The organism is Cellulophaga omnivescoria (assembly GCF_001999725.1).
GTDB lineage: Bacteria > Bacteroidota > Bacteroidia > Flavobacteriales > Flavobacteriaceae > Cellulophaga > Cellulophaga omnivescoria.
Genome location: NZ_MDDP01000010.1, coordinates 144,221 through 168,980 on the forward strand (window position 1 = coordinate 144,221; position 24,760 = coordinate 168,980).

General features: G+C 32.7%; 21 protein-coding genes and 1 tRNA gene. 15 read left to right on the top strand and 7 right to left on the bottom strand.

What is annotated here, in order from left to right:
- Nucleotides 1-2 precede the first annotated feature (2 nt).
- Nucleotides 3-1,247 (top strand): DNA cytosine methyltransferase, encoded by a 1,245-nt coding sequence (locus BFJ87_RS05710; RefSeq protein WP_077401215.1) that lies wholly within the window; start codon nt 3-5, stop codon nt 1,245-1,247.
- Nucleotides 1,248-1,303: 56 nt separating this feature from the next.
- Entirely contained in the window at nt 1,304-1,957 is a 654-nt protein-coding gene (locus tag BFJ87_RS05715) for a hypothetical protein (protein WP_077401218.1), read from the top strand.
- Nucleotide 1,958: 1 nt separating this feature from the next.
- Here BFJ87_RS05715 and feoB read toward each other — a convergent pair whose 3' ends face one another.
- The 3 genes from feoB to BFJ87_RS05730 form a co-directional block, all read right to left on the bottom strand.
- Nucleotides 1,959-4,181, bottom strand: a complete 2,223-nt coding sequence (gene feoB, locus BFJ87_RS05720) for a ferrous iron transport protein B (protein ID WP_077401221.1) — start codon at nt 4,179-4,181, stop codon at nt 1,959-1,961.
- A gap of 12 nt (nt 4,182-4,193) precedes the next feature.
- Nucleotides 4,194-4,424 (bottom strand): FeoA family protein, encoded by a 231-nt coding sequence (locus tag BFJ87_RS05725; RefSeq protein ID WP_077401224.1) that lies wholly within the window; start codon nt 4,422-4,424, stop codon nt 4,194-4,196.
- A 98-nt stretch (nt 4,425-4,522) separates the two neighbouring features.
- On the bottom strand, nt 4,523-5,194 hold the full coding sequence (locus tag BFJ87_RS05730) for an SCO family protein (RefSeq protein WP_077401227.1): 672 nt from the start codon (nt 5,192-5,194) through the stop codon (nt 4,523-4,525).
- Nucleotides 5,195-5,347: 153 nt separating this feature from the next.
- Between BFJ87_RS05730 and rseP the strand changes: the two genes are divergently transcribed.
- From rseP to BFJ87_RS05750, 4 genes are all read left to right on the top strand, one after another.
- Nucleotides 5,348-6,664 carry an RIP metalloprotease RseP gene (gene rseP, locus BFJ87_RS05735; RefSeq protein WP_077401230.1) on the top strand — a complete coding sequence of 439 codons (1,317 nt, stop codon included), beginning with the start codon at nt 5,348-5,350 and terminating at the stop codon, nt 6,662-6,664.
- Nucleotides 6,665-6,742: 78 nt separating this feature from the next.
- A tRNA-Asn gene (locus BFJ87_RS05740) sits at nt 6,743-6,816 on the top strand.
- A gap of 139 nt (nt 6,817-6,955) precedes the next feature.
- Nucleotides 6,956-7,423 carry a hypothetical protein gene (locus BFJ87_RS05745; RefSeq protein WP_077401234.1) on the top strand — a complete coding sequence of 156 codons (468 nt, stop codon included), beginning with the start codon at nt 6,956-6,958 and terminating at the stop codon, nt 7,421-7,423.
- Nucleotides 7,424-7,469: 46 nt separating this feature from the next.
- The gene (locus BFJ87_RS05750; protein ID WP_077401237.1) at nt 7,470-7,697 is read left to right on the top strand and encodes a CBU_0592 family membrane protein; all 228 of its coding nucleotides are present in this window, start codon (nt 7,470-7,472) and stop codon (nt 7,695-7,697) included.
- A 4-nt stretch (nt 7,698-7,701) separates the two neighbouring features.
- Here BFJ87_RS05750 and BFJ87_RS05755 read toward each other — a convergent pair whose 3' ends face one another.
- Nucleotides 7,702-8,307: a TetR family transcriptional regulator gene (locus tag BFJ87_RS05755; protein WP_077401240.1), complete on the bottom strand. Its 606-nt coding sequence runs from the start codon at nt 8,305-8,307 to the stop codon at nt 7,702-7,704.
- 167 nt (nt 8,308-8,474) lie between these two features.
- On the opposite strand from BFJ87_RS05755, the gene BFJ87_RS05760 reads away from it, so the two are divergent.
- From BFJ87_RS05760 to BFJ87_RS05775, 4 genes are all read left to right on the top strand, one after another.
- Complete coding sequence (locus BFJ87_RS05760; RefSeq protein ID WP_077401243.1) at nt 8,475-9,731, top strand: alkaline phosphatase family protein; 1,257 nt, start codon at nt 8,475-8,477, stop codon at nt 9,729-9,731.
- Nucleotides 9,732-9,759: 28 nt separating this feature from the next.
- Nucleotides 9,760-12,852 (top strand): SusC/RagA family TonB-linked outer membrane protein, encoded by a 3,093-nt coding sequence (locus BFJ87_RS05765; RefSeq protein ID WP_077401246.1) that lies wholly within the window; start codon nt 9,760-9,762, stop codon nt 12,850-12,852.
- An 11-nt stretch (nt 12,853-12,863) separates the two neighbouring features.
- Nucleotides 12,864-14,309: a SusD/RagB family nutrient-binding outer membrane lipoprotein gene (locus BFJ87_RS05770; RefSeq protein WP_077401249.1), complete on the top strand. Its 1,446-nt coding sequence runs from the start codon at nt 12,864-12,866 to the stop codon at nt 14,307-14,309.
- Nucleotides 14,310-14,526: 217 nt separating this feature from the next.
- Nucleotides 14,527-14,718, top strand: coding sequence for a hypothetical protein (locus BFJ87_RS05775; RefSeq protein WP_077401252.1), 192 nt, complete (start codon nt 14,527-14,529; stop codon nt 14,716-14,718).
- Between the two features lie 75 nt (nt 14,719-14,793).
- Here BFJ87_RS05775 and BFJ87_RS05780 read toward each other — a convergent pair whose 3' ends face one another.
- Both BFJ87_RS05780 and BFJ87_RS05785 read right to left on the bottom strand, forming a co-directional pair.
- Nucleotides 14,794-15,144, bottom strand: a complete 351-nt coding sequence (locus tag BFJ87_RS05780) for a toxin-antitoxin system YwqK family antitoxin (RefSeq protein WP_013621211.1) — start codon at nt 15,142-15,144, stop codon at nt 14,794-14,796.
- Between the two features lie 208 nt (nt 15,145-15,352).
- Complete coding sequence (locus BFJ87_RS05785) at nt 15,353-17,986, bottom strand: TonB-dependent receptor (RefSeq protein ID WP_077401255.1); 2,634 nt, start codon at nt 17,984-17,986, stop codon at nt 15,353-15,355.
- A 215-nt stretch (nt 17,987-18,201) separates the two neighbouring features.
- Here BFJ87_RS05785 and aspS point away from each other — a divergent pair, with 215 nt between their 5' ends.
- From aspS to BFJ87_RS05805, 4 genes are all read left to right on the top strand, one after another.
- Complete coding sequence (gene aspS / locus BFJ87_RS05790) at nt 18,202-19,956, top strand: aspartate--tRNA ligase (RefSeq protein WP_077401258.1); 1,755 nt, start codon at nt 18,202-18,204, stop codon at nt 19,954-19,956.
- An 18-nt stretch (nt 19,957-19,974) separates the two neighbouring features.
- On the top strand, nt 19,975-21,762 hold the full coding sequence (locus BFJ87_RS05795; protein ID WP_077401261.1) for a chloride channel protein: 1,788 nt from the start codon (nt 19,975-19,977) through the stop codon (nt 21,760-21,762).
- Between the two features lie 6 nt (nt 21,763-21,768).
- A complete protein-coding gene (locus tag BFJ87_RS05800) occupies nt 21,769-22,023 on the top strand; it encodes a hypothetical protein (RefSeq protein WP_245799593.1) in 255 nt (84 codons plus the stop codon).
- 85 nt (nt 22,024-22,108) lie between these two features.
- Entirely contained in the window at nt 22,109-22,300 is a 192-nt protein-coding gene (locus BFJ87_RS05805) for a cold-shock protein (RefSeq protein WP_034644878.1), read from the top strand.
- 56 nt (nt 22,301-22,356) lie between these two features.
- On the opposite strand, the gene BFJ87_RS05810 is transcribed toward BFJ87_RS05805, so the two are convergent.
- A complete protein-coding gene (locus tag BFJ87_RS05810) occupies nt 22,357-22,806 on the bottom strand; it encodes a nucleoside deaminase (protein WP_077401266.1) in 450 nt (149 codons plus the stop codon).
- A gap of 167 nt (nt 22,807-22,973) precedes the next feature.
- Here BFJ87_RS05810 and BFJ87_RS05815 point away from each other — a divergent pair, with 167 nt between their 5' ends.
- Nucleotides 22,974-24,743, top strand: a complete 1,770-nt coding sequence (locus tag BFJ87_RS05815; protein ID WP_077401270.1) for a 1-deoxy-D-xylulose-5-phosphate synthase — start codon at nt 22,974-22,976, stop codon at nt 24,741-24,743.
- Nucleotides 24,744-24,760 lie beyond the last annotated feature (17 nt).

Here is a 24,760-nt window from a genome sequence, read left to right on the forward strand (position 1 = left end):
GTATGGCGGTAAAAGAGGAGTTTTTACGAATTGAAGACATTGCATTACAATTAGGTGTTTCTCAAAAAATAATTAGGAAACACATACATTCTGGCGCACTAAAATCTACCAAAACGCTTGGTGTACATTATATAAAACCTAAAGATATTGTTTTATTTAGAAATAGTGGAATTTTAGATGCTAAGCCAATAAAACAATTGGTTAAAAAAGGAACTAAGTCTATAAAGACCGATGATGTTAATTGGGTAGATATTTCTGCCAGTTGGGAGAATCCCTCACAAACTAAGCTTACATCTGCAGATTTGTTTTGTGGCGCTGGTGGTATGGCAAAAGGGTTTGAAATGGCTGGCTTTACCCAAGTAGGAGGTTTAGATTGGTTTAAGGAAGCTGGTATGACCTACAGAGAAAATTTTGAACACCCACACATATTAGGTGATATTACAGAAAGGAGTGTTAAGAATGAGTTTATTAACACTGTTAAAAGTGCACTTAATGGAGAGCAATTAACTGTTTTGTCTGGCGGATTTCCTTGTCAGGGTTTTAGTATGTCTGGTAGCCGTATTGTAGAAGATGAACGTAACTCTCTTTACAAAGATATGTTGCAGATTATAGACGAGTTGAAACCACAATTTATTGTTGCAGAAAACGTAAAAGGTTTACGTTCTATGCTAAAGGGTAAGGTAGAAGATAAAATAAAGGAAGATATAGCTAATTTAGGGTATCAAGTAAATGTTACTGTGCTAAATGCAGCTAACTATTATGTACCGCAAAAAAGAGAGCGTATAATTTTTATAGCAAACAGAATTGGTAAAAAAAATTTGCATCCTAAGCCAATGCTTACTCCAGATAAGTACATTACCACAAAGCAAGCTATAGAAGATTTGGTTACGTTAAAAGATAATGCTGCTTTTAACCACGTTAGAACCAAGCATAGTGATGCTATGAAAAAGCGCTTGGCTAAAGTTCCAGAAGGCAAAAGTTTATATGATAATTATTCCGACTCATGGAAAAAATGTCCTTGGAACGAAGCTAGTTGTACAATAAAGGAAAACCACGGTGGTGTAAATATACACCCAATAGAATCTAGGGTTATTACGGTACGTGAAATGGCAAGATTGCAGTCTTTTCCGGACGATTTTATTTTTAAAGGAGCAAAAGGAAAACAAATGGTGCAAATAGGAAACGCTGTGCCGCCTTTATTAGCTAAAGCAATTGCTTTAGCGGTTAGAGAAACCTTAGCAGTATAAGTTTAGTTTGTGTAACCAAATTTTAGTATTGCGTTTTCATCTTAAAAGATATTATAATGAACGCATTAGAATTTGATGAGCTTAGCAAACAGTTGCAAAAACTTGCTCCAGAAATACCTTTGCATTGGGGAAAAATACAAAACAATACTACCGATAAAAAAGTGTCTCTATTTAAGTGTAAAACATTAGCTAGTTTAGAGCTTGCAATTTCTAAGTTGCCAGAAGATGATAAAAATTATTTTAAAAGGAGGTGGTTTTTATGGCAATGTGCTAGGTGCGATGAGTATCTTTTTTACGCACAAAATGGTGTTAATAGAAATCCAAACAGTAGGTCTCAGGAATATGATATAGAATTTTTTGAAGATAAAAATTTACGTTTTGATGTAAAAGGAACCTTAGTTCCTAAAGAGTTAAGGAGTAACTTTAGTTTTGAGTTTCCTGAGAAAATAGTTAATTTTTATTACAGCAAACAAAGTGTTGGTAAACGTAGTTGTTTGCAGAACCGGTTATTTATAGTGCATCATTCTTTTATAGATCATAAAAGAGCATTAGAATTACGATGTTCTTGGGATTATAAATCTGAAGTTTATAAAAGTTTCATTCATCAATTAAAATCAACCAAAAATTTTATAAAATATTTAAATGTAAAGGCATCTGTAATATTTATAATAGAAAAAAAGGACGGGAGTTTAAGTTATAGATTTGCGTAAATTATTTTAAAATTTGATAAGCTATAAGAGCAACTATGTAAGCAAACCCACTCATAAAAACTAATTGAGCTGCAGGCCATTTCCAGCTGTTGGTTTCTCTTTTTACTACGGCTAGGGTGCTCATACACTGCATTGCAAAAGCGTAAAATAGTAGTAATGACACGCCAGAAGCTAAGTTAAATAGTGGTTTGTTATTCCACGGATTAATCTCGGCAGCCATACGGTTTTTAATAGTTTCTTCTTCATCATTACCAACGCTGTAAATTGTAGCTAGTGTGCCAACGAACACCTCACGAGCTGCAAATGATGTAATTACTGCAATACCAATTTTCCAATCATAACCCAAAGGTTTTACAATTGGCTCTATAGTTTTGCCAGCATAGCCAATAAAAGAGTGTTCTAATTTAAAACTAGCTATTTCTTCGTTTTCGGCTTTTAATTTTAAAGCGTTAGAGCGCATTGTAATAGAATCTTTAATAACTGCACCGCTTACTGTTGGGTAGTTTGTATACAATTCACCCGTATAAATTGCTATTTCATTTTTAATATGTTCCTGGTTAAACTCAGAGTAACCAACAGTTTTAATTCTGTTTTTAACAATTTCTTCTGCGTTTTTAAAATTGTCTGATATGCCATAAGAGCCTAATACCCACAAAATAATAGATATAGCTAAAATAATTTTACCAGCACCATATACAAAGCTTTTAGTTTTTTCCCAAACAGTATAGGCTACATTTTTAAATAGCGGTAGCTTGTAATTTGGCATTTCAATAACAAAAAATGTTCTGCTTTTTATTTGTAAAATTTTATGTAAAACCATTGCAGAAAAAATAGACATTCCAAACCCTAGTAAATATAGCAGCATAAGTGTTAGCGCTTGGTAGCTAAGTCCTAAAAATTTCCCTTCTGGTATAACAAGTGCAATTATAATTAAGTATACAGGTAAACGGGCAGAGCAAGTTGTAAATGGAGTAACTAATATAGTTATTAGGCGTTCTTTCCAGTTTTCTATTGTTCTGGTTGCCATAACAGCTGGTATGGCACAGGCAGTACCAGAAATTAGTGGTACAACACTTTTGCCACTCAACCCAAATGGGCGCATAAGTTTATCCATTAAAAATACCACCCTACTCATATACCCACTTTCTTCTAGTAAGGATATAAACAAGAATAAAAATGCAATTTGTGGTATAAAAATTACTACGCCTCCAATACCTGCAATTATACCCTCGGCAAGTAAGTTTGTAAATGCACCTGGCGGCAAGCTAGCTTTTGTCCATTCGCTCATTTGCGCAAAAGACTCATCTATAAAATCCATTGGGTAGCTACTCCATTCGTAAATAGCTTGGAAAATGACTAATAATATTAAAAAGAATATTACGTAACCCCAGACTTTGTGTGTTAAAATTTTATCTAAAGTTGCTCTAAATCCTTTAGCAACAGTAAGGTCTACAGTATAAGTTTCTTTTAAAATATTATTTATAAATTGATATCTTAAAACAGTTTCTTTATGCTGTAGTTTTTTTAATTCTGTGTTAGATTTTATAGAAAAAGTAGCATCCTTTATGCGTTTTTTTTCTATTGGCATAAAGTTTACATCTTGGGTTATAACTAACCAAAGTTTATAAACATCTTCTTTAGGAAAAGCAGATCTAAGTTTGTTAAAGTAATCTGGAGCAATAGATGTAGTGTCTATATTTGGTTTAATAGATAGGTTTTTGTAATCTGCAATAAGCTCTTTTAAAGTGTTTATCCCAACACCTTTTCTTGTGCTTACAAGAGCAATTTTAGTGTTTAGTTTTTCTTCTAATAAAGGTATGTTTAGTGTAATGCCTTTTCTGGTCATACGGTCTGCCATATTAATTACTAAAATGGCAGGTATTTTAAGGTCTTTTATTTGTGTAAATAAAAGTAAATTACGCTTCAGGTTTTCTACATCTGTTACAACAACAGCAACATCAGGAAAATCTTTATCGTTTTTATTTAAAAGTAATTCTACAACAACACTCTCATCTAAAGATGTTGTGTTTAAGCTGTATGTTCCTGGTAAATCTATTATATGCGCCTTAACACCTCTAGGTAGTTTGCAAATACCTTCTTTTTTTTCTACAGTTATGCCTGGGTAATTACCCACTTTTTGTTTTAATCCTGTAAGCTGATTAAAGACTGATGTTTTTCCGGTGTTTGGATTTCCAATTAAGGCTACATTAATATTTTTGCTCATACTCAATTACATTCATTCAATTAAATCTACTTCAATTAAGTTGGCTGTAGATTTTCTTATCGCTATATGTGAGCCATTTACATTAATGTAAATTGGGTCTTTTAAAGGAGCAATCTGTATAAGTTCTACAACGTTACCGGGTAAACATCCCATTTCTAAGAGTTTTATGGGTAGGGTGTCTTCAGAGAAATCTTTAATAATTCCTCTTTGCCCTTTTTTTAGTTGTGCTACAGTAATGCTCAATTTTTATTTAGATTGATTTTAAGTAAGAGCAAAAATAAGGGAAAAAAGCAAAACAACAGACTTATACATTGCTTTTTTTATATTCTTTAATGTCAAAATTACTCTTTATATGATGCTTTTAAAATTCTAATATCCTCTAATAACTCTTTAATTTCCTTAGCATTTGTACCATCATAAGTGCCACGTATACGTTTTTCTTTATCAACTAAAACAAAATTTTCTGTATGCACCATACTGTATGGGTTGTTAAGGTCTGTTTTTGCGGCCATATAAGACTTGCGCGCAAGATCATAAATTTCTTTTCGGTCTCCAGTTACTAAATTCCATTTGCTGTCTATAACTCCTTTATTAACAGCGTATTTTTTTAGTTGAGCAACAGAATCTATCTCTGGAGTAACAGAATGTGATAATAGCATTACATCTTCATCGTCTTTAATTACCTCTTGTATTTTTGCCATATTTTTTGTCATAGTAGGGCATATGGTTTGGCAGGTGGTAAAAAAGAAATCTGCTACATAAATTTTATTGGCATAATTGTCTTGGGTAATAGTTTCTCCGTTTTGGTTTGTAAGTTTAAAATTGGCAACTGTATGGTACTTCTTTTTGTGTAAAAGTGTAGAGTCTACCAATTCTGTGTTAAAATCTGCTGGCTGGTAAATAGGAAGCTTAACTTCTGGTTTTAAAGCATTGTAAAAGAGGGTGATTATTACGGCAGATATTATTAAAAGTACAATTCCAAAAATTTTAAATTTACTAAAAAATGCGCCCATATTTTTTTATGCAAATTTACAATAGGTGTAAGTAATAATCAATACAATAGCATATTAAATAATTCATAAAAATACTGTCATTGCAAGTATATCTTTTTGTAAGAACCCGTAAAAGTGTACTTTTGTTCGTTCTTAAAAACTAAAAGAGATTTAATGGAATTATTTATTCAGATAGTACAGTTCATATTAATTATATCAGTGCTTGTTATTTTGCATGAACTGGGGCATTTTATTCCTGCCAAATATTTTAAAACTAAAGTAGAGAAGTTTTACTTATTTTTTGATGTGAAATTTTCACTTTTTAAAAAGAAGATAGGTGATACTGTTTATGGTATTGGGTGGTTACCTTTAGGTGGTTATGTTAAAATTGCTGGTATGATAGACGAAAGTATGGATACCGAGCAAATGAAGAGTGAACCACAACCTTGGGAATTTAGAAGTAAACCAGCTTGGCAACGTTTAATAATTATGTTGGGTGGGGTAACTGTAAACTTCTTTTTAGCGTGGTTTATTTATACAATGTTATTGTTTAATAATGGAGATACGTATATACCTGCAGATAATTTAAAGCACGGAATTTTAATAGATTCTATAGGAGAGCAATTAGGACTAAAAACTGGAGATAAAATTTTAGCTATAGATGGCAAAAAAAGTAAAAAGTTTACAGATGCTGTTTTGGACATTATTTTAGGTGATGAGGTTACTGTTAAAAGAGATGGTAAAGAAATTACAGTGCCATTAAGTGCAGAAGGCAAAGAGGCAGTTTTTAGTACACAAGGCAGAAACTTTTTAGGTTACAGACAAAAAGCTATGATAGATAGTGTGGTATCTGGTATGGTTGCAGAAAAAGCGGGAGTGCTTAAGGGAGATGAAATTGTGGCTGTTAACGGACAAAAAACCACGTATTGGAACGAGTTTGTAAGCATTATTAAAAAGTCGCCAAATAAAGAGATAGAATTGGAAGTATTGCGAAAAGGACAAACAGAAAAATTACATATGGTTGTACCTGAAGAAGCGGCAATAGGAGTTGTGTTAAACAGAGAAGACTTATTTGTTACAGATACCTATAGTTTTGGTGCGGCAATACCAGAAGGCTTTAACAAAACAATTGAGGTGCTAACTAAACAAATTAGACAATTTAAAGTTATTTTTAACACTAAAACAGGAGCTTACAAACAAGTAAAAGGACCTATTGGTATTGTAGAAATGATGCCTAAGCAATGGAACTGGACATTTATTTGGTCTTTTATGGCAATGTTCTCTGTATGGTTGGCTTTTTTAAACATATTACCTATCCCTGCTTTAGATGGTGGACACGTTATGTTTTTATTATATGAAATTATTTCTGGTCGCCCACCAAGTGAAAAAGTATTAGAAAAGGGGCAAATTATTGGTTTTGTAATACTTATGGGACTAATGGCAATTGTGTTTGGAAACGACATCTGGAATATTATAAAGAAATTTATATAAATTTTTATTTTTTGTTTTGTAGATATTAAAAAAGCTTTTATATTTGCACCCGCTTACAGGCTTTACGTCTGCTAACATTCCTCCTTAGCTCAGTTGGTTAGAGCATCTGACTGTTAATCAGAGGGTCCTTGGTTCGAGCCCAAGAGGGGGAGCAAAACAAACCTCAACTAGAAATAGTTGAGGTTTTTTGCTTTTATATAGTTTCTTCAGCTGCGCCTATTTTTTATTATTGTAAATTTAGATTTGTTTTACAGGAAATATAATTTAATATATTTGAGTAAATACAATCATATGGATTTAATTGAAGAATGGAGATTGCATAAACCTACATTAGAGTTGAAAAAACATTCTGGAGAGCATTTTTTTTCAATTCCTTGTGAAGTCATTTCTGTAAGTGACTCTCCAATTTTGGGTGATAGTAAGTTCATAGGGAGTCATTTAGTCGAAATTAAATTCTTAAATTTTGATTCTGGTGAATTTGAATTTACTCAAGGGTTTATGTATGAAAGTACTTATCATAGAATGAATCAGTTGAATCTTAAGCTTCCTGATCTTACATATTGTGATGTTATGATAAGAGACAAATCAATTGTGTTTATTGTATACAAGCTTGGTACATACTTCCAAGGGAAATTTGACTTAATTAAGCCAAAATATTTATTAGAGAATGATTTAGAGTTTCATCATTTAACAGAAGACTGTTTATTAGAGTTTGAATATAATTATAAAGAAATAAAACAATGGATCAATGATATGTAAACTTTCTAGTTTTCCTGTATCTTTTCAGTCTTAAAATTACAAATCTATGTTTTCTATAATAGGTTGGCTCGGGGCCATATTATTTGTAGTGTCTTACTTGTTGCTAAGCATAGGTAAACTATCATCTAAATCTAAAGTGTACCATATTTTAAATATATTAGGCGCTGTTTGCCTAATTATTAATGGCTTTGCTTTAAACGACTTCCCAAATGTTGTAGTTAACGCTGTATGGGCTTGTATTGGGCTCTATGCTATTGTTAGGTTTGTTAAGTAATCGTTTACTCGTTTTTAAATTCTAAAATATTTAACGCATACTTAATGTAAATAGCCTCTTTTTGCTTGTAATCTTCTGTTTTTTCATTAAAAAGTCCCAAATAATAGTAAGCACCATCTATTAAGGCAAAAATAACTTCTGTTATTTCATCAATGTTTGTATTGGTAATAATTTGGTGCTCTTTTGCTTCTGTTAATTTTTTGTGTAAAACCGTGTGTAGCGCTTGTAAGTAGCTTTTAAAGCTATCGTTAAAATCTTTTTTCCTGTAAATTAAAGCGTAGCAACTATAAAAAACACCATCATCAAAATATTTGTTCCAGTTTCTAGAAAAAAGTGATGTTATTAGATTGTGAAGTTTTTGTTTGGAGTTTATTTCTCCATTTTCATCATTTTGTACAATGTTTAAATGCTGTTCTAATATAAACTCATTTAAGCCAATTAATAGCTCATCTTTGGTTTTAAAATAGTGCATTATTAAGCCATTACTTATGCTTAAATGTTCTGCAACCTTAGCAATAGAGGTGTTTTCTAGGCCTATGTCTTTTGCAACTTTGTAAAATGCTTTTATAATTTCTTTTCGTCTTTGTACAGATACACTTTTTCTTCCCATGTAAGATTTTTATTTAGGCAAATGTAACATTTTAAGATAATTACAAGCCTTGCTTTACCGGTGCAAGTTAACATTTATTTAAAGTTTTATTAATTGAACATTCATTCAATTTATAATTTATAAAAATACTTTTGACCCAGATTTTAATGTAACCAATCAATCTAAAAATGGGGAATAAAATTAAATATGTAGTATTTGTTATGTGCTTAGTTGTGCAAGTAAGTTTTAGTCAACAAACTAGCAAGTCTTTAAATAATAAAAAAGTAGTGTTTGTTATAGTAGATGGTATTTCTACAGATATGCTGCAAAAAGCCCCAACTCCTTTTTTAGATAGTATAGCTAATACAGGCAGTTATACTAAAGCATATGTGGGTGGTAAAAAAGGAGGTTACTCACAAACACCAACCATTTCTGCAGTAGGTTACAATAGTTTACTTACTGGTACTTGGGTTAATAAGCATAATGTTTATGGTAATAGTATAAAAAAACCAAACTACAATTATCCTACAATTTTTAAGGTCTTTAAAGATCAATATCCAACTAAAAAAACAGCTATTTTTTCTACTTGGCTAGATAACAGAACAAAACTTATTGAGGGCGAATCTGAAACAAAAAATGTAGAGCTAGATTATGCTTTTGATGGTTTAGAGATTGATACCATTAATTATCCGCACGATGCTTACAAGCAATACATTAAAAAAATTGATAATGACGTGGCTGATGAGGCCGCTAGGTATATAAAAACTAATGCACCAGACTTGTCTTGGGTGTATTTAGAGTATACAGATGATGTTGGCCACGGTTTAGGTGATAGTCCGCAACTAGATGATGCAATTACATATGAAGATGCTTTGGTGGGCAAAATATGGAATGCTATTAAAATACGTGAAGCTAATTTTAATGAAGATTGGTTGTTGGTGGTTACTACAGACCACGGTCGTAGTCCAAAAGATGGGCGCCATCATGGAGGACAAACAGATAGGGAGCGTGCTACTTGGATTGTAACTAATGAGAAAAACACTAACAGTTATTTTAAAAATGAAACCTTGGCAATTACAGACATTTACCCAACTATGCTTCGTTTTTTAAATATTGATGTTTCAAAAGATATTGCTTATGAAATAGATGGTACTTCTTTTATAGGCAAGGTAGATGCTTATGGTTTATCAGCTGTTAAGGAAGGAGACAAAATTGTCATCCGTTGGAAAAATAATTCAGATAAAAATGTAAAAGGAACAATTTATACTTCTACTACAAATCTATTTAAAGAAGGAAAAAAAGATACTTACACAAAGGAGGTAACAGTGAGTTTGACTAATGAAGAGACTACGCTATCGCTTAAAAAGCATATGGGCAAGATGTTAAAAATAGTATTAGAAACTCCAAATAATGTACTTAATACATGGTACATAAACAATAACTAAAAACCAATTTAACTTAACATTAAAGAAAATGAATTTTAGACTTACGTTTATTGTAATGTTGTTTGCATGCTGTTTTAGCTACGGACAACAAACTATTACGGGTAGTGTTGTAGATGAGGGCAATACACCACTAATGGGTGTTAGCATTGTAGTTGCTAATACTACAAATGGCACAACAACAGATTTTGATGGTAATTATACCATTAATGCTGCAAAGGGAGATGTGCTTACATTTTCATCTATGGGATTTAAAACAAAACAAATTACAGTGTTAAATGCTACTGTAATTAATGTTACCCTTTTGGAGGATGCCGCTGCATTAGAAGAGGTAGTGGTAACGGCTTTGGGCATTAAAAGAGAAAAGAAAGCATTGGGTTATGCAGTACAAGAAGTAAAAGGAGCTTCTTTAGAAAAAGCGAAAGAGCCTAACTTGGTAAATTCTTTAACGGGTAAAGTAGCTGGTTTAAATATTAAAAACTCTACCGACTTATTTCAGAATCCAGAAATTAGTTTAAGAGGCGCAACACCATTAGTTGTTATAGATGGTATACCAGATAGGTCTGCAGATATCTGGAAAATTAATTCTGATGATGTAGAGAGTATTAGTGTGCTTAAAGGTGCAACTGCATCTGCTCTTTATGGTTCTGCTGGTAGAAACGGTGCTATAATGATTACAAGTAAAAAAGGAGAAAAAGGAAGGTTAACTGTAACAGTTAATAGTTCAGTGCTTTTTCAACCTTCTTTTATAAAAGTACCAGATGTACAAACAGTTTATGGCAATGGTAACCAAGGGCAATACGCGTATATTAACGGTTTAGGTAGTGGCTCTGAAGGTGGTGGCTGGATTTGGGGACCTAAAGTAGATCAGTTAGACCCAAGCACGGCAAGTGGTTTTTTTGAAACTACACAATACAATAGTCCTACAGATGCTGCTGGTAATTTAATTCCAATTCCCTTTACTTCTAGAGGTAAAGATAATATCAAAGATTTTTTTCAAACAGGATCTATACAAACCAATAATATTAGTGTTAATTGGGGTAATGATAAAGCTAGTTATAGAATGTCTTTATCTAATGTATACCAAAAAGGAATTGTGCCAAATACAGATTTGGGCAACACTTCTTTTACAATTGGTGGTACTTTAAATCCGTCTGATAATTTTAAAGTAAGCTCTAATTTAACTTACAATAAGCAATACACAGATAATTTTCCTGAGGTTGGTTACGGACCAACAAATTATTTGTACAATTTGGTTTTGTGGACAGGTGTAGATGTAGATGTTAAAGATTTGCGTAACTACTGGAGAGAAGGACAAGAAGGTTACCAGCAAAGGCATTTTAACGTTTCTTATTATAACAATCCTTATTTTCAAGCCTATGAGTATGAGCGTGGTTATGATAAAGATAATGTGTATGGTAACGTTGCCTTTGAGTATAATGTTACGCCAGAACTTAGCGTAAAAAGCACAAGTGGTATTAATGTTTACAGCTTAAACAGAACGTATAAAGAGCCTAAAAGTTATGTGGGTTATGGCAATAAATCTCTTGGTAATTTTACCAATGCAGATAGTAGATATTTTGATATTATTACAGATTTTGGACTAAAATTTGAAAAGAGTTTTTCTGATGATTTTACACTAAAAAGTGAAGTTGCTTACTCTAACTACTATCGCAAATCTACAGCGGCTAGTACACAAACAGATGGTTTGAATATTCCTGGTTTTTACAATTTGGCCAATAATGCAGGGGCAAGTTATATTGCATCTAACTTAGAGCAAGAAGAAGCTATAAAGAGTATTTATGGTTTTGTAGACATGTCTTTTTACAATGCATTTTACTTATCTATTACTGGTAGAAACGATAAAGTATCTACTTTACCAAAAGAAAACAATTCTTTCTTTTACCCATCTGTATCTGGATCTTTAGTTTTATCTAGCCTTTTTGATATGCCACAGGCTATTAGTTTTGCAAAATTAAGAGGTTCTTGGTCTAGAGTGTCAGAAGGTAAAATAGGAAACGATCCTTATAGTTATATACAAGCTTATGATAAGGGAACAACGTGGAACGGTAATACGTCAGCATCTTTTGGATCTAGCTTACTTTCTCCTGGTTTAGAGCCAGAAACATCAGACACTTGGGAGGTTGGTGCAAATGTTAGATTCTTTAATAATCGTTTAGGTTTAGATGTTGCTTATTTTGAGGCCAGAGACTATAACAATTTAATTTATAGTCCAATTTCGGAAGGATCTGGTTATGAAAGTATTTTGCTTAACGGTGATGAATACAAGCGTAAAGGTTTAGAATTTGTTTTTGATGCTAAACCTATACAAACAGCTAATTTTAGTTGGGATATGCTTGTAAACTTTAGTAGGTTTAGAAGATTTCAAGAAGAAATTTATGGAGATAGAGAGCAGACAGTGGGCTTTGTAAAAGTTGGTGAACGTACAGATCAAATTTATGCTAACGTATACCAAACTAATGATAACGGTGAGGTTATTTATGAAAATGGTTTTCCTGTAAACGATCCATACCAAAGATATATTGGTGATGATGATCCAGACTGGACTTATGGTATTACCAATACGTTAAAATATAAAAATCTTAATTTATCGTTCTTATTTGATGGTAGAATAGGAGGTTTAATTTACTCTACTACTAATCAAAAAATGTGGTGGGGAGGTAAACATAAAGGCACAGTAAACCAGTTTAGAGATGATGCAAATAACGGAGTTAGTTCTTATGTAGCTCCAGGAGTAAAGGTTGTAAGCGGCACAGCAACGTATGATGTTAATGGTAATATTACTAGTGATACGCGTACGTATGCTCCTAATGATGTTGCTGTTAACTACATTAACTTTATGCAGACAACTAGTAACGGTCAAAATAAAAATTACCACTATTACAAAGAGTCTTTTGTAAAGCTTAGAGAGGTTACACTAACATATAACTTTCCAAAAAAAGCATTAGCAAACACACCTATATATGAGTTTAGTTTGTCCTTAATTGGACGTAACCTTTGGTTAAATTCTGATGTGCCAAATGTAGATCCAGATTCTGGTGTAGATGCATTACAGGCACCGTCAACTAGGAATATTGGACTTAACTTAAATGTGAAATTTTAAATAAAAGCATAATGAAAAAATTTAGTATATATATTTTATGTGCAATATTCTTTACAGCAAGTTGTACAGATATAGAAGAGTTGCAAGATGATCCTAACAGAGCAACAGCAGTTAGTCCAGACTTACTATTAACTAATATAGAAACCTTAGCGTTTAATAATGTGAGCTTAAATAGTGCTTTAGCAAGTAGATATTTAGCATTTACAGACGGTGTTAATGAAAACCAATACTACAATTGGCAACAAGCTTCTTTTGCTAATTATGACAATATAAAGCAAGTTCATAAAATGATTGAAGAGAGCCAGAATTCGGAGGCTGAGGTTTACGCTATTCTGGGTAAATTTTTTAACTCCTATTTTATAACAGAGCTTACATTAGTTTTTGGTGATGTTCCTTACAGTGAGGCAATTGCAGTGGAAGATCAAAATTATACTCCTGCTTACGATACCCAAGAAGAAATCTTTTTACAGGTATTAACAGATTTAAAATCGGCTTCTAACGAGCTTGCTGCTAATGATGAACTTATTTTGGGTGATGTAATTTACAATGGTGATAAACTACAATGGCAAAAGTTAATTAACTCTTACTATTTAAGAGTCTTGTTAATGTTATCTAATAAAGCAGATGTTGCGTCTTTAAACGTTGTGGGTAGGTTTAAAGAGGTTGTAGATAACCCAAGTAAATATCCTTTGTTTAGTTCTAATAATGACAACGGAGCATTAACTTTTGTAAACATACAAAACAACCGTTACCCATTATTTAATAACAACAATTTGCAAACTGCATATTATTTAGAAGAGTCTTTTGTAAATACGTTGAAAAATTTAGAAGACCCAAGGTTATTTGTTTTTGCAGAAAAAATGCCAAGTGCCTCTGCGTTAGATGAAACAGATTTTAATGCCTATGGAGGCTTATATGGTAGTGCTGTTTTTAGTGATAATGCAGCAAAGGCAGTTGCTGGTAATGCATCTAGAATTGCTCCAAGGTATTACAATGACCCTGTTAATGAACCAAGTTTATTAATAGGTTATGCAGAACTTCAATTTATTTTAGCAGAAGCTGTTGCCAAAGGATGGATTTCTGGTGATGTCTCTACGTATTATACGCAAGGTATTAAAGCGTCAATGGAGTATTATGGTATTACAGATGTAGATAGTTATTTAGCAAATTCTGCTGTACAACTTAATGCTACAAACCCTATAGAGAGTATTGCAACTCAAAAGCATATAGCGTTGTTTTTAAATACTGGGTGGCAAATGTTTTATGACCAACGTAGAACTGGTTATCCGGAGTTTAATGTAGATGGAGGTGGTGCATTAAACGAAGCTAGAATACCAAAAAGATGGTTGTATCCAACAAGTGAGTCTACTAATAACCCTAAAAATTTAGAGGAAGCTATTAATAGACAGTTTGCTACTGGTGATAATATTAATTCACAAATGTGGATTTTAAAGTAAGGTATTTACATACATTTTTAAATATCGTTTTTTAGTTTGTTTAACTAGCATCTGCTTTTTGGTGCTAGTTTTTCAGTTTAAAAAAACTAAGTAATTGTAAATTAAGTTGTTGCTATAACGTTGTAGTGTATCTTTTTAATCGTTATAACAAAATATTAACACTTTTATCTTGCATTTGGCCTGTATAAATGTATGTTGTAGGGAAACAATTTCAATTATGAAGATTATACAAGTCAAAAGAAAAAGCAAAGTAGAAAAGCGATACACCAAAAGGATGGGGCAACTTGCGGCTAAAGTAACCTACGTAAAGAAATACGTTTTAGGAGTTCCTGTAAAAACCTTGTACAAGTATAGACAAACGTATTATGGGGAAATTAAAGACTGTAAAGATTGCCATTTATTTGTTTAATAAGTAAACAAAAAATAAAAAACCCAGAGAATTTATATTCTCTGGGTTTTTTAATGGGTTTTATTTAAGCAGTAATTAGTTTACTACTAATGTTCCCTCGTTATTCCATTTTGTAACATTGGCAATTTTACTGTTTTTGTAATCTACCTCGTTTAATTCTGTTTTATTCCAAAAAAACCATTTTCCGGTTTTTTTACCTTCAGTATAATTACCCGTTGCTATTTTTTTACCTTCTTCATTAAACATAGTCCACTCACCGTGTAATTTACCATTTAAAAAGTGTCCAACTTGTGCAACCTCTCCGTTAGAGTGAAAATAAGTTGCTTTTACTTTGTTATCTGCTTTTTCAAAAACTGGTTTTGTACTTTGTGCGTTAACTATTGCTATTGAGAATATAAATGCGAATACTAGTGCTATTTTTTTCATGATATGTAGGTTTTAATTTTTAATTTCTTAACATTAACGATATAAAGATACATTTTATTTTACAATAAATACGCTTTAAGTTAACATTAAATTTACATTAAAAACATAAAATATTGTAAATCAATTATTTAATTATTTTTAACACTTAACATACAACGATAAAAAAAGCGGCTCATAGGCCGCTTTTAAATTGAAAGTTTAAATTTTATTAAAAACTATAGTTCATTCCTAAGCTAAAGTTAGTACCAAATTGTCCACCTTGTTGCACTTCTGAAGAGTATAAGAATCTGCTGCCAGCTTGTGCTGTTTGTGTGCTAGCCAAAGTTACATCTGGGTATACATCAAATAGGTTGTTAATTGTACCTGTAAAGCTAAGTTTGTCTGTTACTTTGTAGCTTAAATTTAAATCGGTAACCAACATAGAAGCTAAATCTTGGTCTATTCCTCCTGTCTCTGGAGCAGTAACAGTTACCTTACCAAAAAGAGTATTATTTAAACCAATGTTAAATTTATCAGTGTCATAATCCATACCTAAAATAAATTTAGATTTTGGTCTAGAATTTGTAATTAAACCTTTTTCTTCTCTTGTAAAAATATTGTATCCATTGTCAGCTAAAACTTGTGGAGTTTCAATTGCATCAATTGTTGTTTCATTAATATTTGCAGCCAAACTCACATTAAATTTACCTTGTCCCATATCTATACCTCTGTAGTTAAGTACAAAATCTGCTCCTGTAGTTTTTGTATCGCCAGCATTTATAAAAAATTGTACTGCTACTACATTGTTGTCTTCCAGTATCTGTTCTACAGGATTTGTGTTAGTATCATCTCCGTCAAATCCAATTTGCGAAGAAAATAGAACTCTATCATCTACGTGTATTTGGTAAAAATCTATAGATGCAGAAAATTTAGGATTTATTTTATATGTAAAACCTGCAGAAATATTTCTAGACGTTTCAGCAAATAAACTAGGTACTCCTAAGGCTTGTACAGCAGAGTTATCATTAGCTAAAGTACCTTGTAATAATGGCTCTGATGAACCAGATACAATGATGTATTGACTGTTTGTTAAGTAGCGTTGGTGTAATGTTGGCGCTCTAAATCCAGTACTGTACGACCCTCTAATAGCACCTTTGTCTCCTAATTTGTAACGGCCAAAAACTTTCCAAGAAAAGTTGTCTCCAAAATCAGAGAAGTCTTCATATCTACCAGCTAACCCTAATAAAAGATCTTCTGTAATATCATAATCTAACCCTGCATAAAAAGCGATATTATTTCTGTTCCACTTTCCAGCTTCGTCTGGCTTTATACCAGCAAAAGAGTCAGATCCACCTTTGTAATAAGACAAAGGGTCGCCTTCAATTGCTTCATAGTATTCCTTTTTATATTCTACACCAAAAGAAGATGTCAATTGCTCTGTAAAAGCATTTGCAAAATCTAGGTTCATTACAACATTACTCAATGTATATCCGCCTGGTTTAAAAGACCTTGGAGAAGTGCCATTATCTACTAGGTAATCTCTATTTAAAGAATTGTTTACAGTATAATCTACACTATTAGATCCATACGTAACACTCGCATCTGCATTAAAAGTGTCTGTAATGTCAAATTTTAAACCTAAAGCATTAATATGGTCATCTATTGCCGCTTCAAAGGTTGGTTGGTATCCTACAAAATCTTCAGACCTGGTTAAAAATTCTGAGTCCGCCACATCTCTTCTCCAATAAGGGGCTCTGTAATATGCAAAACTACGTCCTTTTCTGGTAGAGTAACCGTGAAAAGAGTACAGTTCTGCATTTTCACCTAGTGGGTGCCCTAGGTTAATAAATAAATCTCCTTTTTCTAAATCTGGTTGTCCAACCTTCATTCCTAATTCAGGATTTTCAGTAGCCCATTGTATTTCATTTGGTCTAGCATCTGCAGGTAAATCTGCAATACCAGGAGAACCAGCTCTGTTTGTTAGTTGTTGGTTGTAGTAACCTAATGTTAGGTTTATAAATCCTCCGTCACCAAAATTAAAAGCAGTGTTAGCGTCTGCAGCAAAGTTAAAGCCATCTCCTTGAGACGTTATACCTGTTCTTGCAGATACTGTTGTGTATTTAGCGTTTTTCTTTAATACCATATTAATTACGCCGGCAATGGCATCAGAACCATATTGTGCAGAAGCACCATCTCTTAAAACTTCTACTCTTTCTATAGCAGCAGTAGGTATACTTTTTAAATCTACCCCAACCTCACCTTTACCTGGTGTTCTGTTTAAGTAAACCTGTGCACTTTGGTTTTTACGTTTTCCGTTAACAAGAACTAAAGTTCTACTAGGACCTAAACCACGTAAATCTGCTGGGTCATAATGCGCTGTTGCATCAGAAATTGCTTGTGTTTGTGCATTAAATGAAGGTACTTTAAAAGTAAGCATCCTGTCTACCGTAGGTTTACCGCTACTTGTAAGTTCTGCTACGCCTATATTATCTATTGGCACAGGAGAATCTAAAATAGTCCTAGGTTTAGATCTGTTACCTGTTAATACTACTTCATCTAAAGCCAAACCCTCTTGTAAAGTCATATTAACTTTACCTGCGGCGTTAACAACAATTTCTTTGGTATTAAAGCCTATAGAAGAAAAAATTAATGTTGCAGGAAAACTCTCTGCAGTAATACTGTAATTACCATCAAAATCTGTGGTTGTTCCGGTTGTTGTTCCTTTAATAATGATGTTTACTCCTGGTAAAAGTTCATTGTTTTGGTCTGTTACTGTTCCACTTATCTCACCCTGCGCCATAGCAAATAAAGGAGAAACAAGGAAAACCAAACCAAGTAGTTTTCTTGATAAATAATTTTTCATTTAATTAAGTGTTTTATTAGTTATATCACAAGATAATGACATTTTTTCCATATAAACAAATAATAAATTAACAAATGTTAGTTTTTAACACATATAATTTAAGTTTTTATTTATAGTTTTTTTCTTACTATATACTATTTTTTTAAATCTCATATAGTTTTTAAGTTAATGAGATACTTTTATACCTTTGCTACTTTCAACTTTAGCTATTAAAAATGTATAGAAGTCACAATTGTGGAGAATTAAACGCAACTCATATAAATACAGAGGTTACACTTTCTGGTTGGGTGCAAAAGTCAAGAGATAAAGGTTTTATTGTATGGGTAGATTTACGTGATCGTTACGGTGTTACTCAGTTGGTTTTTGATGAAGAGCGTACAAGTAAAGAAATGATGGAGCGTGCCCAAAAATTAGGGCGTGAGTTTGTAATACAAGTTAAAGGTAAGGTAATAGAAAGGGCTTCTAAAAACCCTAATATGCCTACTGGAGAAATAGAAATTTTAGTATCTGAATTAACTATTTTAAACAAGGCTATTGTGCCACCATTTACAATTGAAGATGAAACTGATGGTGGTGAAGATTTACGTATGAAATATCGTTACCTAGATATTCGTAGAAATCCTGTAAAAAACAATCTTATTTTTAGGAGTAAGGTTTCTATGGAAGTGCGTAATTTTTTGTCAAATAATGGATTTATAGAGGTAGAAACACCTTATCTAATAAAATCTACACCAGAAGGTGCTAGAGATTTTGTGGTTCCTAGTCGTATGAACGAAGGTGAGTTTTATGCTTTGCCGCAATCGCCACAAACCTTTAAGCAGTTGCTTATGGTAGGTGGTATGGATAAATATTTTCAGATTGTAAAATGTTTTAGAGATGAAGATTTGCGAGCAGATCGCCAGCCAGAGTTTACGCAAATTGACTGTGAAATGGCTTTTGTTGAGCAAGAAGATATTTTAAACATTTTTGAGAACTTAACACGCCACCTTTTAAAAGAAATTAATGGTGTAGAAGTAGATAAGTTTCCTAGAATGTTGTTTGATGATGCTATGCGTTTGTATGGTAATGATAAACCAGACATTAGATTTGGAATGGAATTTGGCGAGCTAAATGATATAGCACAACATAAAGATTTTGGTGTTTTTAATAATGCAGAGTTAGTTGTTGGTATTGCTGTGCCAGGTGGTAACGCGTACACTAGAAAAGAAATAGATAAATTAATAGATTGGGTAAAGCGTCCGCAAGTTGGTGCTTTAGGTATGGTTTATTCTCGTTGTAATGACGATGGTTCTTTTAAATCTTCTGTAGATAAATTTTACGACCAAGAAGATCTTGCTAAATGGGCAGAACGAACAGGTGCTAAACCAGGAGACTTGGTTTGTGTGCTTTCTGGGCCAACAAATAAAGTAAGAGCGCAACTAAGTGCTTTACGTATGGAGCTTGCAGAACGCTTGGGCTTACGTAAGCCAAATGAGTTTGCACCATTATGGGTTATAGACTTTCCTTTATTAGAGTTAGATGAAGAAACAGGTCATTACCATGCAATGCATCACCCATTTACATCTCCTAAGCCAGGTCAATTAGAACTTTTAGATACAGATCCAGGTGCTGTAAAAGCAAATGCATACGATTTGGTTTTAAATGGAAATGAAATTGGAGGAGGATCTATACGTATACACGATAAAGAAACGCAAGCTACAATGTTTAAACATTTGGGCTTTACACCAGAAGAGGCTAAAGAGCAATTTGGCTTTTTAATGGACGCTTTTCAATATGGAGCACCACCACACGGAGGCTTAGCTTTTGGTTTGGATAGGTTAGTATCTATTTTAGGAGGACAAGAAACAATTAGAGACTTTATTGCTTTCCCTAAAAACAATAGTGGTAGAGATGTTATGATAGATGCTCCTGCACCTATTGATGACGAACAACTAAAAGAGCTAAGTTTACAAGTTAATATAAATAACTAAGAATTAAAAAGCCACGTAATGTCTAACAAAAAATTGCTTAAACGTATTTTAGTATGGAGAGCAAGATACATTACTAACAGGCAGTTTATTTATATTCTTAGTGTAATTGTAGGTATAACATCTGGTATTGGTGCAGTGTTGCTAAAAAATGCAACCCATTTTATACAACACGCGTTAGAGGGTAAATTGGTGGCTAATTACCACCATGCTTTTTACTTTTTGTCGCCAATACTAGGTTTTTTTTTAGTGTACTTATGTGTTAAATATATTATTAGAAACAAGGTTAGTCACGGTATACCTTCAACATTGTACGCAATTGCTAAGCGTAAAGGGTTTATGAAAAGGTATCAAATGTTTGGTTCTTTAATTACAGCTCCAATAACAGTTGGTTTTGGTGGGTCTGTAGGTTTAGAAGGCCCTACGGTAGCTACAGGTGCTGCTATAAGTTCTAATTTATCTCGTTTTTTTCATCTAGACCAAACAACGCGTAATTTACTAATTAGTTGTGCTGCAGCTGGTGCTTTGTCTTCAATATTTAAAGCACCCATAGCGGCAATTGTTTTTGCTATAGAAGTATTTAGTTTAGATTTAACTATTGCGTCTATGTTACCTTTATTACTGGCATCGTTGTCAGCAATAATAACATCTTACTTTTTTTTTGGAGACGATGTTTTGCTTCCGTTTACATTAGAAGACAAATTTGTTATTTCTGATGTTCCTTTTTATATGGCATTAGGTGTAGTCTCTGCATTAATCTCTATGTACTATACAGAGGTTTATGATCGTATTCAGCAATTGTTTGATAAAATAGAATCGCCCTTAAAAAAATTAATAATTGGTGGACTTTCTATTGGGGTTTTAGTTTATTTTATTCCGCCACTATACGGAGAGGGTTTTGATGTTATTAACCATCTTATGGCAGGGCATCCAGAAAAAGCTCTGGCAAATAATTCGTTACACTTAGATTTGGATAATGTATGGGTAATTATAGCTTTGTTGGGTGGTTTGGTGTTTTTTAAAGTAATAGCAGGTTCTTTAACTTTTGGAGCAGGTGGTGTAGGGGGTATTTTTGCTCCTACACTGTTTATGGGAAGCATAATGGGCAATTGCTTTGCTAAAATTATAAATGCCACAGGCTTGGTTAGCTCACCAGTGTCTGAAAGTAATTTTACTTTAATTGGTATGGCCGGCTTAATGGCAGGAGTTTTACATGCGCCATTAACAGCTATATTTTTAATTGCAGAAGTTACTGGTGGTTATGAGCTTTTTGTACCTTTAATGATTACAGCTACGTTGTCTTTTGGTATTACAAAGTATTTTTATCCTCATTCAGTCTACACTATGGAACTTGGTCGTAAGGGTGAGCTTTTAACCCATGATAAAGACCATGCTGTTTTAACATTAATGGATATAGATACGGTTATAGAAACGAACTTTATACCGTTAAAACAAAAAATGACGTTGGGGGAAGTAGTACATAAGGCAATTGTAAAATCTAACCGAAATATTTTTCCTGTTTTAGATAAAAAGGGTAAGGCTTTAAAAGGTATCTTACTTTTAGATGATATTAGAGATGTAATGTTTAAACAAGAGCTGTATAAAACGTTAAAAGTAGAAAATTTTATGCAGTCTGTGCCAGAGGTAATAGTTTACGAAGAAGATAATATGCAAGCAGTAATGGATAAATTTCAACTTTCGGGTGCGTGGAACTTACCAATTGTTAAAGAAGGGAAGTATATAGGCTTTGTGTCTAAATCTAAACTATTAACAGCTTACAGAAAAAAATTAATAGACTTTACAAAATAATAATGTATGATGAAATATAGTAGTGGTATAGTAGCTTTAGTAGCAATAGGCTTAATAGTGTATGGTTTTATTATTTTAGAAGGGAATGAAACCATAGCACATAAGTTTATTGGCTTTGGAACTGTAGGAATATTTTTTATAGCAATGCCTCTTTTTTTAATACGTGTTAGTAAGGGTAAGAATGTTAAAAATTACATGTTAAATGAAGAAAATATCAGAAAAATGCAAGGAAAAAACTTGGAAAAGACTGATAATCAATAAATTTAAACAATTTTATGTTCTGTTTACATAGCTCTAATTAAAATATGTTATATTTGAGTATTAACATTTTTTATAATTTATTTTAATGACTGGAACAGTAAAATTTTATAATGACTCTAAAGGATATGGATTCATTACAAACGACGAAACAGGAAAAGACATCTTTGTGCATGCAACATCGCTAAACGGAGTAGAGCTAAACGAAGGAGACAAAGTAGAATACGTAGAAGAAGAAGGAAGAAAAGGAGTGGTTGCTGCACAAGTGCAAGTAATCTAATAAAGTATATTTATTTTGATTAAAACAAAAGCCTTGCAATGCAAGGCTTTTTATTTTTAATTCAAGTTCCGTTTTTCAATAAAAAACCGTTTTAAAAGTTCAGAGGCTTCTTTTTCTAATAAACCACCAGATATTTTTGTTTTAGGGTGTAAGGTTGTACCCATTGCAGTAAAACCTCTTTTTACATCTTTAGCTGCGTAAACAATTTTAGAAATTTGACTCCAATACAAGGCTCCTGCGCACATTTGACAAGGTTCTAAGGTTACATAAAGTGTGCAGTTTTCTAAATATTTTCCGCCCAAAAAATTTGCAGCAGAAGTTATAGCTTGCATTTCTGCGTGTGCTGTAACATCATTTAATTGTTCTGTTAGGTTATGGGCACGTGCTATAATACGATCTTTAATTACTATTACAGCGCCAACAGGTACTTCGCCTTTATCAAAAGCTGCATTTGCTTCCTCTAAAGCTTTTTTCATAAAGTACGTGTCGTCAAAAGGATTTATCATAAAGTAAAAATATAAAATTAGCCGCAGCTATTTATAGTGTAAGGAGCTGTTTTTTATCAGTCTAAAAATAAAAATACCAAGTTTTTGTAACACAATTGGTTGTAAAGGTATAACTCTTTACTTATTTCTTTATAAACTCATAAATACCGTTTAAATTTGTTGTTTAAATGGCATATTTAAAGAACATAACAAATCCGCATGATTTGCGACAAATACAAGTGCAAAATTTGCCAATTGTAGCGCAAGAGCTTAGAGATTTTATTATTGATATTGTTTCTGCAAAGGAAGGGCACTTGGGCGCTAGTTTGGGCGTAGTAGAACTTACTATAGCGTTGCATTACGTATTTAATACTCCTGTAGATAAATTAATATGGGATGTTGGCCACCAAGCATATGGCCACAAAATTTTGACTGGCCGAAAAAATGTGTTTGAAACCAATAGAAGGTTAAATGGCATTAGTGGTTTTCCTAAAAGAGATGAAAGTGTTTATGATGATTTTGGTACAGGTCATAGTTCTACTTCTATCTCAGCTATTTTAGGTATGGCCATTGCTTCTAACTTAAAAGGAGAAACTTCAAAACAACATATTGCGGTAATTGGTGACGCATCTATTGCTAGTGGTATGGCCTTTGAAGGTTTAAACCACGCAGGTGTTACCGATGCTAATGTGTTAATTATTTTAAACGATAATGCTATAGGTATAGACCCAAGCGTTGGTGCATTAAAACAATATCTTACCAATGTTAAAAAGGGTAACGCTAAGCAAGACAATGTTTTTGAAGCGTTAAATTTTAATTATTCTGGTCCTATAGATGGCCATAATTTACCTTTACTTATAGCAGAGTTAAATAGATTAAAGACTGTTAAAGGTCCCAAGTTTTTACACGTAATAACTACAAAGGGAAAAGGGCTAAAAAAAGCAGAAGAAAACCAAGTTGTGTATCATGCTCCAGGTAAGTTTAATAAAATTACTGGTGATTTATTGCCAAAAATAAATGACGGAGGTGTTCCAAAATATCAAGATGTTTTTGGGTTAACTATTGTAGAGTTAGCTAAAGAAAACAAAAAAATAGTAGGTATTACACCAGCAATGCCTACCGGTAGTTCTTTAAAAATTATGATGGAAGAAATTCCTGACAGGGCTTTTGATGTTGGTATTGCAGAACAGCATGCCGTAACTTTGGCTGCTGGTATGGTTGCAGAGGGTTTAATTCCTTTTTGTAATATATATTCTACTTTTTTACAGCGTGCTTATGACCAGGTTATTCATGATGTAGCGCTACAAAATTTACCTGTAATTTTTTGTCTGGACAGAGCAGGTTTGGTTGGTGAAGATGGTGCAACTCATCATGGAGTTTATGATATTGCCTACTTACGTTGTATTCCTAATTTGTTAATTTTTGCTCCTATGAACGAGGAGGACTTAAGAAACATTATGTATACTGCACAGCTAGGTTTACAACATCCAATAGCTATAAGATATCCTAGGGGAAGAGGGGTAACTAAGAACTGGAAACAACCATTTAAAAAAATAGAAATAGGAAAATCTATAGAACTAAAAAAGGGCACAGAAATTGTGGTTTTATCTTTAGGACATATTGGTAATATGGTTGCCACGGTTTTAAATAATATGGAGTCAAGTAAAATAGGCCACATAAATATGCGATTTGTTAAACCTTTAGACACTAAAAAATTAATGTCTATTTTTAACAAATACTCAACAATAGTTACTATTGAGGATGGTTGTAAAATAGGAGGATTTGGAACTTCAATTTTAGAATTTGCAAATACTAATAATTTTACTAATAGCATTCATATTTTAGGCATAGATGATGTTTTTGTGCAACATGGTAGTGTGTTACAATTACATGAATTAAATAATATAGGAGCAAATAGTTTTAAGACTTTAATAGAGTCTTTACAAACAAAGGAATAGGATTATGTTAAAGAGAA